We start from the raw sequence: 14,846 nt of genomic DNA, 5'->3' as shown, positions 1-14,846 counted from the left end.
ATCTAACAGCTAATGGCTAACAGCTGTTTCAACTACATATCGTATTCCAGGTTGGGGCGAAGCCATTGTTCAGCTTCTTCTACTGTCCAGCCTTTGCGGGCAGCATAGTCTATTACCTGGTCTTTTTCTATTTTGCCTAATCCGAAATACTTGCCTTCCGGATTTGCAAAATACCAGCCACTCACACTGGAGGCAGGGTACATGGCCAGCGATTCTGTCAGTGTAATGCCGGTGTTTTCGGTGGCACTTAACAGGTCAAACAATTTGTATTTCTCGGTATGATCAGGGCAGGCAGGATAACCCGGCGCCGGACGTATACCCGCATATTCTTCCTTAATCAGTTGTTCGTTGCTTAGATGTTCTTCTGTAGCGTATCCCCAGAACTCTTTACGTACACGTTCGTGCATGAGTTCTGCGAAAGCTTCCGCCAGCCTGTCGGCCAGCGCTTTCAGCATAATGCTGTTATAGTCATCATGTTCCTCTTTGAATTTATCCAGCCACTTTTCAATGCCGACACCAGTAGTCACCGCAAACCCGCCAATGTAGTCGGTTTTGCCACTTTCTTCAGGGGCAATAAAATCAGCCAGGGAAAAGTTAGCCTGTCCCGGGGCTTTCTTTACCTGCTGACGCAGGAACTCCAGCTGTACCGGGGCAATATCTGCCTGCTCAGGGGTTACCTTTACGGAGTCTGCAGCCACGCGGTTAGCAGGGTAGAGGCCTATCACAGCATTGGCACCCAGCCATTTTTCTGCAATCACTTTGTTCAATAATTCTTTTGCATCGTGGAACAAACGGGTAGCTTCCACACCTACAATCTCATCAGTGAGGATCTGCGGGAATTTACCATGTAGTTCCCAGGCAATGAAGAATGGCTGCCAGTCAATATATGCGGCAATTTCTCCCAGGTCGTAGTTCTCAAACTTCATCACCCCGGTCTTCTTAGGTTTTACAGGTGTAAAGGTGTCCCAGTTGATGAGGGTTTTGTTTTGTTGCGCTACGGCGATCGKAAGGAATTGTTTGGTTTGTTTTTTATTTCTGAATGCTTCATTTAATTTGTGGTACTCTGCCTGTATACCAGCCAGGAAATCGGGTTTCAGCGCTTTGTTAAGCAAGCTGCCGGTTACCGTTACACTACGGGAAGCATCCAGTACGTGTACTACACCATGACCATATTCCTGGGCTATTTTAACAGCAGTATGGGTACGGCTGGTGGTAGCACCTCCAATGATCAGCGGGATGTTAAAGTCCTGCCTTTTCAGCTCACGGGCTACGTGTACCATTTCATCCAGACTGGGGGTAATCAGGCCACTAAGACCGATAATATCTACTTTTTCCTGGCGGGCTGCCTGCAGGATTTTTTCTGCCGGTACCATTACACCCAGGTCAATAATCTCATAGCCATTACAAGCCAGTACCACGCCTACGATGTTTTTACCGATATCGTGTACGTCTCCTTTTACGGTAGCCAGCAGTATTTTACCGGCGGCTTTTATTTCTCCGCCAAATTCTGCCTGCATACGCAGCTTCTCTTCCTCAATATATGGGGTCAGAATGGCCACAGACTTTTTCATCACACGGGCACTCTTTACCACCTGTGGTAAAAACATTTTACCACTGCCGAATAAGTCACCTACGATATTCATACCAGCCATCAGCGGGCCTTCAATCACGTCCAGCGGACGGGGATATTTAACGCGGGCTTCTTCTGTATCTCCATCTATATAGTCAGTAATACCATTTACGAGGGCATGACTTAATCGCTCTTCCACAGTGCCCAGCCTCCAGGTCTCATCTTTCTCTATTACCTTTCCTTTGGCCTTTACGGTTTCCGCAAACTGAATCAGTCTTTCGGTGGCATCGTCCCGTCTGTTTAGTATGGCATCCTCACATAATTCCCGGAGCGTTGGTTCAATATCGTCATATATCTGCAACATACCTGCATTCACGATACCCATGTCCATACCAGCTTTGATAGCATGAAAGAGGAATACGGAGTGCATGGCTTCCCGCACGGTTTCGTTCCCCCGGAAGGAGAATGATACGTTACTCACCCCACCACTTATTTTAGCCAGCGGCATCAGTTCTTTAATGCGGCGGGTAGCATTGATAAACTCTACGGCATAGTTGTTATGTTCCTCAATACCGGTGGCAATCGCAAATATATTGGGATCGAAGATGATGTCTTGCGGAGCAAATCCCACTACTTCTGTCAATATCTTATAGGCACGATGACTGAAGGAGACCCTTTTTTCTTCGGTATCTGCCTGGCCGTGTTCATCAAAAGCCATCACTACTACGGCAGCACCATAGCTTTTGCAGATATGTGCCTGCTCAATGAATTTGGCTTCTCCTTCTTTTAAGCTGATGGAGTTCACAATACATTTACCCTGTACACATTTCAACCCGGCTTCAATAACGGAAAACTTACTGGAGTCAATCATCACCGGGATACGGGAAATATCCGGTTCTGCTGCCAGGAGGTTCAGGTAGGTAGACATGGCCACTTCTCCATCGAGGAGGGCATCGTCCATGTTTACATCCAGGATTTGTGCGCCGCTTTCCACCTGTTGGCGGGCTACAGACAAGGCTTCTTCGTAAAGACCTTCCCTGACGAGACGGGCAAATTTTTTGGATCCGGTTACGTTGGTACGTTCCCCTACGTTAAGAAAGTTGGTTTCAGGTCGCACCACCAGTGGTTCCAGTCCGCTCAAACGCATAAAGGGCTTGATTACCCTGCGTTCTTCGTTGACAATTGGTTCATTGGTAAGTTCTGTATTATGTATGATAGTTTCGCTCATTGTTGCTGTTAGTGGGAGTTAAATAGAAAACCTGCCGTAATTGATTATGCCAGTGTTTCGGCTAATACTGGTTTCAGACGTGGTTTGATATGCTTCACATGATCTGCAATGTGGCGTATATGATCTGGTGTGGTGCCGCAGCAACCACCTACCACGTTAACAAAGCCGGATGCGGCAAAGTCTTCGATGATACAGGCGGTATCTTCCGGTTCCTCATCGTATTCACCAAAGGCGTTAGGTAAACCAGCGTTAGGGTAGCAGCTCACATAGCAGCTGGCTATGTTGGAGAGCTCCTCTACATAAGGACGCATTTGTTGTCCGCCCAGGGCGCAGTTTAAGCCAATGGAGAACGGGTTGGCATGCATTACCGAGATATAGAATGCTTCCAGTGTTTGCCCGCTGAGGGTTCTGCCGGAGGCATCTGTAATAGTACCGGATATCATTACCGGTATTTCCGGCTTCCCTGATTCACGGTAATATTTCTTGATGGCGTATATAGCTGCTTTACAGTTCAGTGTATCAAAAATGGTTTCTATCAGCAGGATGTCCACACCACCTTCGGAGAGGCCCCTGACCTGCTCTTCGTAGGCTGCGGCTACTTCATCGAAGTATACGGAGCGGAAGCCCGGATTATTTACATCCGGCGACAGCGAGAGCGTTTTGTTCATGGGACCAATCGCTCCTGCTACAAAGCGAGGCTTGTCGGGTGTTTTGGCATTATATTCTGCTGTTGCTTTTTTAGCAATGGTAGCTGCAGCTACGTTCAGCTCATAGGCCAGTTCCTGCATGTCGTAATCAGCCATTGCAATAGAGGTACTGCTGAAAGTATTGGTTTCAATAATGTCAGCGCCTGCTTCCAGGTACTCTTTGTGAATGGCTTCAATGATATGCGGCTGTGTAAGATTCAGGAGGTCGTTGTTGCCTTTAAGATCGCTGGGATAGTTAGCAAAGCGGGTTCCCCTGTAGTCAGATTCCTGGAGTTGATAGCGTTGTATCATGGTGCCCATCGCACCATCGATGATAAGTATGCGCTCATTGGCGCAGTCTTGTAAAGATTTCATATTATCAAGGCGTTTATTAGTTACCGTTAAGAAAAGAGAACAGGGTCGAACAATAAACAAATCCACCCTGTAAAAGTCCCCACAAATATAACCTTTTCCCAGCTAATTTTTTGTTTTGTGAATTTGTGTTTCTTAAGATGTGGCCGGACTTTGACCGGATTTCTCTTAACTCTATATTTATGAGGTTCAATATAGATTTTGTTTATATCCGGAAAATTAATTTGGTAGTAGTCTATAAAGTCTACTATATTTGTAGGGTAATAGAAAGACACCATGCAACAAAATGATAGAAATATAGTGATTTACCCGGTCATGGCCACCCACCAGCCCTCCGCCTACACTCCTTGTAATTGCTGTTGCAATTAACAGATTCATCATTAAGTTCTTCTCAATTATTTATTACAACAAAATTTACGTCAGTCATGACAATATCAGAACATATCCATACCCTGCATAAACACCTGGCCAGCCTGGGATTGCAGCCAGTACCCGTATCAAATGATGACAGGCAACCGGAAGTTTTTAAGGTATGTTTTTTAAATAAATATGAAATGCAGCGGTGGAAAGAGCTGCAGGAAAAAGAGGAATCAGAAACCAATCATACAATATTTCAGGACGATCCATTAAAGGATGCAGTCTGATAACTTTTCATAACGTGGAATTACAGGTTAAACGAAGACGGGTGCTATTCAGCACCCGTATTTTTTTATAAAGAATTACGAATTACGAATTACGAATTACGAATTACGAATTACGAATTACGAATTACGAATTACGAATTACGAATTTAGTTTATCTACCCACAACTCCGTAATTCGTAATTTCTAATTCGTAATTCTTTATTTGTTCTGTACATAACTTTCCAACGGCAGCCGGTTGCTGATAGAACGTGCCAGGGTCATTTCATCTGCATATTCTAATTCTCCCCCAAAAGCAATACCACGGGCTATTGTGGTAATTTTTACCGGAAATTCTTTTAGTTTTTTAGAGAGATAATAAATAGTAGTATCTCCTTCAATAGTAGGACTTACCGCCATAATTACCTCTTCCACGCCCTGGAACTGCACCCTTTCTACCAGCGAGTGTACATTCAGCTGATCCGGGCCAATACCATCAATAGGGGAGATGATGCCCCCCAACACATGATATAAACCATTGAATTGCTGGGTGTTTTCTATAGCCATTACATCCCGGATGCTTTCTACCACACATACCACTTGCTTTTGCCGGGAATGGCTGCTGCAAATACTGCACACTTCTGCATCCGATACATTATGACACACATTGCAAAACCGGATCTGTTGCCGCATACGTGCAATCACATCACCAAACTGCTCTACCTGGGCCGTTTCCTGTTTCAGCAGGTGCAACACCAGGCGCAGGGCCGTTTTTTTACCGATCCCCGGCAGTTTCGCAAATTCATTTACCGCGTTTTCTATCAGTGCAGACGAAAATATCATAGTGCAAAGTTAGGAATATTGCAGCGGAGGGAGTAATCCGCTCCCTCCGCTATCGTTATTTAAATGCTTATTTTCTTTGTCAGCGTCCAGTTGGACTTGAGGTTGATCTTTTCAATAACGATCACCCGCTCCGGCTGCTTCCTGGGGTGGGAATAATAGTTACCCCGATCCCATTTACCATTTCCGTTGGTATCCAGCAACAACCGCACTTCGTATTCACCGGGCGTAATGAAACGCTGGCTCCATTTACCGTTCACAATAGTGCCGGAATATTTAACGGTTTTGTCCTGTACCAGCTGCACTACATAATGCATGGCAGTATCGTTGATGGCATTCCTGGTACTATCGCCGATGTTGAGTTCCGTTACTGCAAAAATGGAATAATCAGATACTTTTTTAGAGCTGAACTTAATGGTATCTGCCCTGGCCAGGTGTTGCCCTGCGGTATCTGTGGGGGCATCATTTGGAATAATCAGCCGGTACAGCGTTCCTTCTTTCCAGGGATAACCTATCGTCCACTGTGTTTTGGTAGAGTCCATGTTGTTGGTAAAGGTCACCGGAGCATAGGCACTGTCTTCTCCTAATATTACCCGGTTGCTGTCCAGGTTCCTGAGCGGCAGCGAAAAAGTGATCTTCAGTGGCTTGGGCAATTCCTGCTGCCCGCCTTCCAGGGAGGCGGTGGCCGTTAACTTAGGTAATTTCTTCTTTTTCTTTTCGTCTTCCTCCGGCTGTATATCCGTTGAGTCTATGGGCTCTGGTGGCGGTTTTATAGTACTGTCTGTTTCCATAAACAACAGCATATTCACATCTGAAAGGTTGCCTTCTTTCAGCACCAGCGGCTCTTCCACAAATGCAATCTGCTCAGTGGGCTGATTATACTGCAGATCGCGGTCTTCTTCTTTTAACGCAAAGATCTTGTACGCACCAGGCGCAATATTTTTGAACCGGAAAGAGCCATCCCCCTTGGTTTTGGCGTAGTATACCGGTTTTTCCTTTGAAACAATAGAGTCTGTCAGGTCGCGATACAGCATCACGGCTACGTTACTATCAACTCTGCCATTTTCTGCATCTATGAGATGTCCGCTTACCTGCAAACTATCGAGGTAGTCGCCGGTGGATACCACATATTGGAAATCCTGGGTAATATTGCGTTCATTGATATCACGGATGGCATCCGCAAAGTTGAAAGTATAAGTGGTATTGGGTACCAGCGTATCCTTGATTTCAAGGGTAACGGTATGCAGTTTGGCCGTCACTATTGGTGGGCGTTTCAGCGTAGGCGACACAATCAGCTTGTCGTTTACATTATCCAGCTCCACATATTCATCAAATATGAATGCCACTTTTTTGCTGTGAAAGTGAAGGGTGGAATCGCGGGGCGTTACCTGTAGCAGTACCGGAGGAAGACTGTCCTTTGGCCCCCCGCTGGGTGGTACAATGTTGGCGCATCGCGTAAATGAAATGGAAACGATAATAAACATCAGCCAGAAAACCCAGCCCCTGATATATTGATTCATGTACCTGATCGGATTAAGTAGGCTACAAACTTACGAACTCATTTAAAGAATTACGAATTTGGTAATACCTTGCCCGCATATACCTGTTTTTTCGTTAATCTTATATATGGCCAGTATCTATCTATTGCAGCGCACACAGTTCATCCCGGCTACGCCAGAAGAGGTATGGAACTATTTTTCCACCCCCGGCAACCTGCCACATATTACCCCCGCCTATAYGCGCTTCACCGTTACATCGCCTCCTTATACGGGTCAGGTATATCCGGGGCAGGTGATTACTTACACCGTAGCTCCTATAGCAGGTATTCCCCTGGAGTGGATGACGGAAATTACCCATGTAGCGTATCTCGATTATTTTGTAGATGAACAAAGAGTTGGCCCCTACAGCATCTGGCATCATGAACACCATTTCCAGATAGTACCCGGTGGCGTTAATATGACAGACATTGTACATTACCGGCTCCCCTTTGGGTGGCTCGGAAAGCTCGCGCATGGCCTGTTTGTGAAAAAACAGCTGGCGTCTTTATTTACCTACAGGCACAAAGCCGTGGAGAAAATCTTTGGTCCGACTACTGCTGCTCAGTAATGGTTTTCGTTAAATTATCTCCGGTAAACAGTTTAAAGGTGCTTTTACCCGTTTTAGGCACAGCGCCCAGCCATAAAGGAACGGTAGCAGCCGAGCTTTTATCAGGATTGGCCGTTGCCACAAAGTGTAGTGTGGCGTTGTTATCTGCATTGTCTGAAGTAGCAGATTCCAGCTGTATCTGGGTGCCATAATAAGTAGGAGGCATGGTAGCGGCGATAACGATCGAGGTGCCAAAATCAGGCCTATCTATGGTATTGTTCATGGTTTTAGCCACCCCGAATAAGCTGTCAAAAGAGGCCTGGTTATCAATGATCCAGTAGGTAAGACTATCACTTACTTTAATAGTATTCTTCAGAAAATATCCTGATATCGGTTTTACCTCCAACTGGCTTTCGGTAGATGCCTGCACAGATAGCGCAGTGTCGGTATCATTATCAGTGGAGTCGGTATTCGTTTTCTTTCCGTTGTTCACGCAGGAAACGATGGCAAGTGTACAAACCGCAAGTACAAACAATTTGAAATGCATGGAGTATGTTTTTGATAAATAACGTTAATCGCCAATAATAGTTTTACGGGAGATGGGTATTAACAGGGTGATGTTACCCACTGAATGTTTCCCGGTGCCGCTCATCCACTCCGTACGCGTTTTCTGCGTATAGTTGATGCTCATGCGGTTAATCACAACGCCTATCCCATAATCCATGCCAATGGTCCAATGCCGCATGTGTGTTTGCTGACTGCCGGACAATTGTTCAAAGTTAGTATCCCGGGATCTGAAATACCGCCTTGCAGGAGGGCATTATAGGATCAGAATACCTTGAAGATGTCAAACGCATCTTTTTGTAGTTGTTCCCGGTGATCCGGATGGGCAATGTTGATAAGTGCCTGCGCGCGCTGTTTGAGGTTTTTCCCCATCAGGTGTGCAATACCATATTCGGTAACTACATAATGTACATGCGCCCTGGTAGTTACTACGCTGGCGCCGGGTTGCAGCCTGGATACAATACGGGAAATTCCTTTGGAGGTGGCAGCCGGAATGGCTATAATAGGCTTGCCATCCTGAGAAAGAGCGGCTCCCCGCATAAAATCCATTTGTCCGCCTACACCACTGTACTGTCTGAATCCAATAGAATCCGCACATACCTGTCCGAAGATATCTATTTCGATAGCACTATTGATAGCAGTCACCCTGGGGTTTTTGCGGATCGTAGTAGGGTTATTCACATATTCCACATCCATGAGCCGCATAATCAGATTAGTGTCCATAAAATCATATAACCGCTGGCTGCCAATGGCAAAGCYGGAAATCAGCAAACCGGGATGTACGGCTTTGTACTTGCCGGTGATCACGCCCCGTTCTACCAGGTCAATGATACCATCAGAAAACATTTCCGTATGAATACCGAGGTCTTTGTGATTGGACAGGCATTGCAGTACTGCGTTGGGAATACCGCCAATACCCATTTGCAGGGTCGCACGGTCATCTATCAGCGAGGCTACATGCCGGCCTATGGAGAGCTCTATATGACTGGGGGCATTAATTTTCTGTGCATAAATAGGGTAATCTACTTCAACGGCAGCATGTATCCTGGAAATATGGATTACACCATCGCCCAGCACCCGTGGCATCTGTGGATTTATCTCTGCAATAATAATCTTTGCCACATCCACGGCGGCCTTGCTCACATCGCAGGATACTCCCAGCGTGCAATACCCCTTTTTATCGGGAGGGGATACAGAAATGAGTGCTACATCAATTGGCTGCTCGCTGTTACGAAAGTAGCGGGGTATTTCACTGAGGAACATGGGTACATAATTCGCCCGTCCTTCATTTACTGCTTTGCGGATATTTTTACCAACAAAAAAAGCATCTATATGAAAAGCATGTGCATGCTCGGGTTCAGCATAAGGGGCCTCCCATTCGGTATGAATACTTACCAGTCGCACTTGTTTTAACTCATGACTGCGGGCGGTCATTGCATTTACCAACTCTCTGGGGGTAGCTGCTGCGGTGTGTATAAATACGGTGTGTCCGGACTGTATTAACTCTACGGCTGCTTTAATCGATGTGTAGGACATAGTGGGTGATTTTCTCCAAAATTATCGTGCAGCAAAAAAAATAACTATGAGCAAAGTCATGTCGTAAATTTAATTTTTAGTGACTGCTTATTGTCAACAAACAATCATCAGAAATTGTTGGACTTTCTCTTTGAAATAACGGTGATGGATATACTAAATTACAGACCCGCAGTGGCGGCAGATACGGCAGCTATCAGGGAGGTTTCCATGCAGAGCTACGGCCAGTTTGAATGTGTGCTGGCGCCGGAGCACTGGGAAAGAATGAAACATAGTATGAGTGATCAGGGGATGCTGGATGAGCTGATGAGTATTTCCACCACCTTTGTCTGTGATGCCGGCAATGAACTGGCGGGTGTGGTATTCCTGGTGCCATCTGGAAATCCAACACCTATTTACCCTGCCGACTGGGCCTATATCCGCCGTTTGGGCGTTCATCCCGGGTACCGGGGACATGGGATTGGCCGCAGGTTAACGGAAATGTGTATGGAGCAGGCGGGCATCAATGGTGAAAAAATCCTGGGGCTGCATACCAGTACCATGATGCCGGATGCCCGGCACCTTTATGGTAAACTTGGATTTACATTGATTCGCGAGTTGGAGCCTATTTTGGGACAACAATACTGGTTGTATAGCAAGGATTTACGACAATAGTTATCCATTTTAGCTCTATATGTTGATAAATTCATATTATCTGTTGTGACTTGTACATGCTTTAATTTTCTATATTAGCAATCTAAAACCTGGTACACAACTTCTTTGCGGCGTGATTTGGCACATATAAGTGAGCAAGTGCTCATTGAGCGATTAGTAATAGGGGATCCTGCGGCAAAAGAGTTGTTGTATGACCGCTACGCGGGAGCGCTTTATAGTATGGTGCTGCAGTTGGTACCAATAAGAGAGCGGGCGGATGATGTAATTGTAAGGGTATTTACCTGGGCCTTTCATCACATTGGAACGTTTCATTCATCGGGTTACAAGACCTTGTTTGCGTGGCTGATGCGTAAAACACGAGAGCTCGCCATTAAAGAAGCACTGCCGGAAACCGCATTAACCGGATCAGAGCTGATGAAACAGGAAGAAGGAGTATTACAACGTTTTTATTTAGTGCTGCCAGCCGACCAGCAGCAAGTGTTCCGGCTTAGTTATTTTAAAGGATTATCAATCACAACGATAGCTCGCTTACTGGCCCTGCCGGAAGAGCAAATAAATGACATCCTGGGAGATGCGATGAAATCTTTCAGACAATTCTTAAAAGATACTTGGAACTAAAATTTTACATAGAAAGCGGTATTATCGAGTCCTTTGTGCTGGGCCTCGCTTCTGAAGCAGAAGTAGAAGAGCTGCAACACATGAGAAAACTATATCCTGAACTGGATACAGAAGTGGAATTCGTTGAGCGCCGTTTGGAAAGGGCTGCGTTTGATGAGCCTGCTATGCCGCCTGCGGAAGTACGCGATCGCGTGCTGCAAAAAATCAGGTGGGAGCAAGGGCATGCTTATTCGGATCCTTCTTCCAACTATACTTTTATTAACATTCAACCAAAAGACGGGAGCCATATCACCGTTCACCGCTGGTGGAAGATATTCTTTATTATCTTCTTCATCATGTCCAAAGTATTTCTTTTCCTGGCTATCTTTTATTACCTCAAATACCGCATGTCGCAGGAACAACATGGCGACAATCTCCACCACCAAACCAAACAGGAACAAACACAAAATATAATAGCGTAATTTTTCGGCCGGAAAATCGTTATTAAAAATATTTTCTCAATTTGAGAATCCACCATGTTCGGATTTAACGTATCTATTGATATGGTATTTATTAATTATATTTTGCATTTGAGTCGTCTCGTAATCTCGTAGTTTGAACATCAGTAACTATGTAGAAAGTGGCATTATAGAGCGTTACCTGCTTGGCCTTACTTCTCCTGAACAGGAAGAGGAATTACTCCACCTGCGCCAGATTTATCCGCTATTGGAACTGGAAATAACAGCAGCAGAGCTTCGGTTCGAGGACAAGTTGCTGGAAGAAGGGGTAAATCCTCCAAATGAACTGCGGAATACTGTACTTCAGCGGGTCCGGCGGAGTAGTGGCCCAAAGGAACGAAGCTGGGGGAACTATAACAACCATGAGCATACGAATCCGGGCCCTACTTATATACAACTGGAACCTTTCTGGAACCGCCGCATATCAGTGAGCATGTGGTGGCGTTGCGCGTTTATTGCCCTTGTAGTGCTGACGATGGCGCTCGCCGCCAGTACCTGGCATTTCTATCATCGCGCCGAACAGCTGGAAGACGTGCTCATAAAGCTCAAAGTCCCGGTGGTAAACAATCCTGCACCAGCCGCCCATTAAAGGGCTCACTTTCATTTGGTACGTTTCTTGCAAATGCTGAACTTGCCGCCGTATTCGTGCTGTTATAAACCTTATTTGATAACTGCGTGTTGAATACTATGGCATTTAAACACACAAACTAATTTCCCATGAGAAAATTTTCATTTGCAGCATTACTGATGGCTATTGTGGCCGTTTTTGCATCTTCCTGCTCCCCAAAACAAGGTGTTACACAAGACATTAACAAAAGCGCGGTAAAGGGTAACTGGGTATTAACCGATATTAAATATGAAGGTATTCCTGACAACGCCAAAGTAACTGTATTTGATGAAGCGAATGCAAAATGCTTTATCGGTAGCCAGTGGGTACTTCCTGACAACTGGGCTGGTGGTTCTTACACACTCTCTTCTACAGATGGTGGTTGCAGCGCAGTAACACAAAATATTGCATGGACATTGACCAAATCAGGCGGTGTTACCATGTTCGGCTTCAAAAAGCTGTACAGCGGCGATAAAGCCAAAAATGTAACAACAGGCTACAGAGTGGAAGTGGTGAATGCTGGTAGTACGATGACCTGGAGAGCAAATGTAAACTTCGAAAGTAAGAGCGCAGCAATCATCTACACATTGCAACGCAAATAGTATAGGGCTGTTAGCCATTAGCTTTTAGCTTTTAGAAATGCAGCGGAACATTTAAGTATAGCAATATGCTTATTTGTTCCGCTGCATTTTTTTCTAAAAGCTAAAAGCTAATGGCTAACAGCTAAAAATAGTATATTTAGACAGCAATAATTAAGCACCAGAATTATGAGCACGCATTCCCAAATTCAATTCCTGGCACACGCCAGCTTCCAGATCACCACGCCCGAAGGACATGTTATTTTAATAGATCCCTGGTATACCAATAATCCGGCAATGCCAGCCGATCTGAAAATCCCGGAAAAGGTAGACCTGATATTGATTACACATGGGCATCGTGATCACCTGGATAGCAAAATAGTAGATATCATACGTACCAAATCTCCCAAGGTAATTGCCAATCCCATTGTACGCTTCTATTTACAGGAACAAGGCGTGCCGGATCACGTATTTGAACCGATGAACGCCGGTGGTACGGTCAGTATCCTGAATGTAAAAATAACAATGACCAATGCTTTTCATTTTGCGCATATCAATCTGCCGGATGGTAAGATCGGGTATCCTCATGCCAGCAACGGTTTCATTGTATGGATGAGTGATGATGTTTCTGTTTATTATTCCGGCGATACTTCTGTATTTGCCGACATGGAATTAATAGGCGAAATTTACGAGCCGGATATTGCTATTCTGCCTATTGGCGACCGTTTCACGATGGGGCCGTTGGAAGCAGCTTTCGCCATCCGGCTGTTGAAAGTAAAGCATGTGATTCCTTGTCACTATGGTACCATGCCTACACTAAGCGGCACCCCGGAAAAGCTGGCGGCTTTAACAGAAGATGTAAACCGATTGGAAATTCATGCGCTGAAGCCCGGAGAAATATTAGATACCAGTATCATAAAAACGCGATACCGATAGCGAAATGTAGAAGAATAGTTAAATCCCGATTCATGTTACCCCTAAGTACTGCGCGCTTATTTATATATCCATGCCGTTTGCCCCTGCTGACGGAAATATATCTGCGGCACCCTCATGCCCGCGAAGTATTGGAGGCTGGCATACCGGAAGAATGGCCACAGGAGGATCTGAAAGAACAATTACCTCACTTTATAGAGCTGCTGCAACATGATCCCAAATCATTTCCCTGGATGTTATGGATTATTGTATCCAAAGACGAGAAAGTAGTGATAGGAGATGCCGGCTTTAAAGGACGCCCTGATAAAAATGGTGTAGTGGAAATTGGCTATACCATGTTGCCATCCCACCGGGGCCAGGGATATATGCAGGAAGCTGCCACTGCCCTGGTATCATGGGCATTCCGGCAGCCACATGTGAAAAAACTGATTGCCGAGTGCGATGTTACCAACGTTGCGTCTATGAAAGTTTTACAACACCTGGGCATGGAAGAAATAGCTTCTTCCGGAGAAATGCTGCATTGGCATTTGTTGAATAAATAGCGTAGATGCGTAGTCGTTATTCCGTCATATTTTGCTTCGCAAAACGGATAAAAAGCTGGCAAAGTTTGTCCTGAAGCCCCTGCAGATAAGTGAAATGCAGCTTCCGTACCAACTTAAAGTTTTTCACCGGTAAAATGGTAAATTCTCCCAGCTCCAGTTCGCGCTGTACTGCATGTAAGGATACAAAGGCAGCACAGGGCGAATGGTGCAGGTATGATTTGATACTTTCCGTACTGCCCATATACATGGCCACATTCAGGTCAGTGATCTTTAGTTTTAAGCGTTTCAGTTCTTCCGTAATCACTTCCAGGGTACCGGAACCATGTTCCCGCATCAACAGCGGAATAGTTTTCAGATCAGCCGCTGTCAATGGTTCCCCGGTGCCATACTGGTGTTTAACATTTCCTACCAGCACAATTTCATCTTTTGCAAACTCCACGTATTTCAGCAACGGATTTTTAGAACTACCTTCTATAATGCCCAGCTGTATTGTTTTTTCAAACAGGGCCTGTTCAATTTGCTCTGTATTACCATTAGTCAGGGATGTTTTTACATCCGGATAACGCTGGTTGAATTTAGCGAGCAGGGGTGGTATCAGGTATTGTGCAATAGTGGTGCTGGCACCTATTGGTAACAGCCCGCCCTGCATATGTTTTAGCTGATTTACATCATATTCGAGATTGCGGTAATCGGTGAAAATGATTTCTGCATGATGCATCACCAGCAAACCAGCACGGGTTAATTTTATTTTGTTGCCTATTCTTTCAAACATAGCCATCCCCAATTGCTGCTCCAGCTCATGTATATGCTTGGTAACAGCTGGTTGTGAAATGTATAACTCCTCTGCAGCTTTGGTGAAGCTAAGGCGTTTGGCTACGGTATGAAATACCCTGAGTCTGAAATCGAACATGCAATAAAA

General features: G+C 45.3%; 17 protein-coding genes. 9 read left to right on the top strand and 8 right to left on the bottom strand.

Translation table 11 applies throughout. From position 1 onward, the window contains the following. Positions 1 to 32: 32 nt before the first annotated feature. Entirely contained in the window at positions 33 to 2,798 is a 2,766-nt protein-coding gene (gene metH, locus AC1DP6_RS02755; RefSeq protein ID WP_477053470.1) for a methionine synthase, read from the bottom strand. Between the two features lie 44 nt (positions 2,799 to 2,842). After that, positions 2,843 to 3,859 carry a homocysteine S-methyltransferase family protein gene (locus AC1DP6_RS02750; RefSeq protein ID WP_477053469.1) on the bottom strand — a complete coding sequence of 339 codons (1,017 nt, stop codon included), beginning with the start codon at positions 3,857 to 3,859 and terminating at the stop codon, positions 2,843 to 2,845. A gap of 422 nt (positions 3,860 to 4,281) precedes the next feature. On the opposite strand from AC1DP6_RS02750, the gene AC1DP6_RS02745 reads away from it, so the two are divergent. Next, a complete protein-coding gene (locus AC1DP6_RS02745) occupies positions 4,282 to 4,500 on the top strand; it encodes a hypothetical protein (protein ID WP_477053468.1) in 219 nt (72 codons plus the stop codon). Between the two features lie 198 nt (positions 4,501 to 4,698). On the opposite strand, the gene recR is transcribed toward AC1DP6_RS02745, so the two are convergent. Together recR and AC1DP6_RS02735 are read right to left on the bottom strand one after the other, a co-directional pair. After that, positions 4,699 to 5,319 carry a recombination mediator RecR gene (gene recR, locus AC1DP6_RS02740; RefSeq protein ID WP_477053467.1) on the bottom strand — a complete coding sequence of 207 codons (621 nt, stop codon included), beginning with the start codon at positions 5,317 to 5,319 and terminating at the stop codon, positions 4,699 to 4,701. Positions 5,320 to 5,378: 59 nt separating this feature from the next. Further along, complete coding sequence (locus AC1DP6_RS02735) at positions 5,379 to 6,836, bottom strand: Ig-like domain-containing protein (RefSeq protein ID WP_477053466.1); 1,458 nt, start codon at positions 6,834 to 6,836, stop codon at positions 5,379 to 5,381. A gap of 106 nt (positions 6,837 to 6,942) precedes the next feature. Here AC1DP6_RS02735 and AC1DP6_RS02730 point away from each other — a divergent pair, with 106 nt between their 5' ends. Next, positions 6,943 to 7,422 carry an SRPBCC family protein gene (locus AC1DP6_RS02730; protein ID WP_477053465.1) on the top strand — a complete coding sequence of 160 codons (480 nt, stop codon included), beginning with the start codon at positions 6,943 to 6,945 and terminating at the stop codon, positions 7,420 to 7,422. Here the strand turns inward: AC1DP6_RS02730 and AC1DP6_RS02725 are convergent. The 3 genes from AC1DP6_RS02725 to AC1DP6_RS02715 are packed head-to-tail and all read right to left on the bottom strand — an operon-like array spanning position 7,406 to position 9,501. Next, a complete protein-coding gene (locus AC1DP6_RS02725) occupies positions 7,406 to 7,948 on the bottom strand; it encodes a hypothetical protein (RefSeq protein WP_477053464.1) in 543 nt (180 codons plus the stop codon). The two genes, AC1DP6_RS02730 and AC1DP6_RS02725, sit on opposite strands and share 17 nt — an antisense overlap. Before the next feature lie 24 nt (positions 7,949 to 7,972). Further along, positions 7,973 to 8,170 carry a hypothetical protein gene (locus tag AC1DP6_RS02720; RefSeq protein WP_477053463.1) on the bottom strand — a complete coding sequence of 66 codons (198 nt, stop codon included), beginning with the start codon at positions 8,168 to 8,170 and terminating at the stop codon, positions 7,973 to 7,975. 59 nt (positions 8,171 to 8,229) lie between these two features. Continuing rightward, on the bottom strand, positions 8,230 to 9,501 hold the full coding sequence (locus AC1DP6_RS02715) for an acetyl-CoA hydrolase/transferase family protein (protein ID WP_477053462.1): 1,272 nt from the start codon (positions 9,499 to 9,501) through the stop codon (positions 8,230 to 8,232). 144 nt (positions 9,502 to 9,645) lie between these two features. Between AC1DP6_RS02715 and AC1DP6_RS02710 the strand changes: the two genes are divergently transcribed. The 7 genes from AC1DP6_RS02710 to AC1DP6_RS02680 all read left to right on the top strand — a co-directional run bounded on the left by AC1DP6_RS02710 (position 9,646) and on the right by AC1DP6_RS02680 (position 13,927). Further along, a complete protein-coding gene (locus AC1DP6_RS02710) occupies positions 9,646 to 10,152 on the top strand; it encodes a GNAT family N-acetyltransferase (protein WP_477053461.1) in 507 nt (168 codons plus the stop codon). A 117-nt stretch (positions 10,153 to 10,269) separates the two neighbouring features. Further along, a complete protein-coding gene (locus AC1DP6_RS02705; RefSeq protein ID WP_477053460.1) occupies positions 10,270 to 10,770 on the top strand; it encodes an RNA polymerase sigma factor in 501 nt (166 codons plus the stop codon). Further along, complete coding sequence (locus AC1DP6_RS02700; RefSeq protein ID WP_477053459.1) at positions 10,761 to 11,231, top strand: hypothetical protein; 471 nt, start codon at positions 10,761 to 10,763, stop codon at positions 11,229 to 11,231. The genes AC1DP6_RS02705 and AC1DP6_RS02700 overlap by 10 nt, the downstream gene beginning before the upstream one ends. A 133-nt stretch (positions 11,232 to 11,364) precedes the next feature. Continuing rightward, complete coding sequence (locus tag AC1DP6_RS02695) at positions 11,365 to 11,856, top strand: hypothetical protein (protein ID WP_477053458.1); 492 nt, start codon at positions 11,365 to 11,367, stop codon at positions 11,854 to 11,856. Positions 11,857 to 11,984: 128 nt separating this feature from the next. Beyond that, positions 11,985 to 12,476, top strand: coding sequence for a hypothetical protein (locus AC1DP6_RS02690; protein WP_477053457.1), 492 nt, complete (start codon positions 11,985 to 11,987; stop codon positions 12,474 to 12,476). 165 nt (positions 12,477 to 12,641) lie between these two features. Then, the gene (locus AC1DP6_RS02685) at positions 12,642 to 13,388 is read left to right on the top strand and encodes a metal-dependent hydrolase (RefSeq protein WP_477053456.1); all 747 of its coding nucleotides are present in this window, start codon (positions 12,642 to 12,644) and stop codon (positions 13,386 to 13,388) included. A 32-nt stretch (positions 13,389 to 13,420) separates the two neighbouring features. After that, on the top strand, positions 13,421 to 13,927 hold the full coding sequence (locus AC1DP6_RS02680; RefSeq protein WP_477053455.1) for a GNAT family N-acetyltransferase: 507 nt from the start codon (positions 13,421 to 13,423) through the stop codon (positions 13,925 to 13,927). A gap of 16 nt (positions 13,928 to 13,943) precedes the next feature. Here AC1DP6_RS02680 and AC1DP6_RS02675 read toward each other — a convergent pair whose 3' ends face one another. Next, positions 13,944 to 14,837 (bottom strand): LysR substrate-binding domain-containing protein, encoded by an 894-nt coding sequence (locus AC1DP6_RS02675; protein ID WP_331961384.1) that lies wholly within the window; start codon positions 14,835 to 14,837, stop codon positions 13,944 to 13,946. Positions 14,838 to 14,846 lie beyond the last annotated feature (9 nt).

It is taken from the genome of Chitinophaga sp. 01L420 (assembly GCF_056399985.1).
The sequence above is the reverse complement of the archived record's forward strand: the minus strand, read 5'-3'. Positions and strand labels throughout refer to the sequence as shown.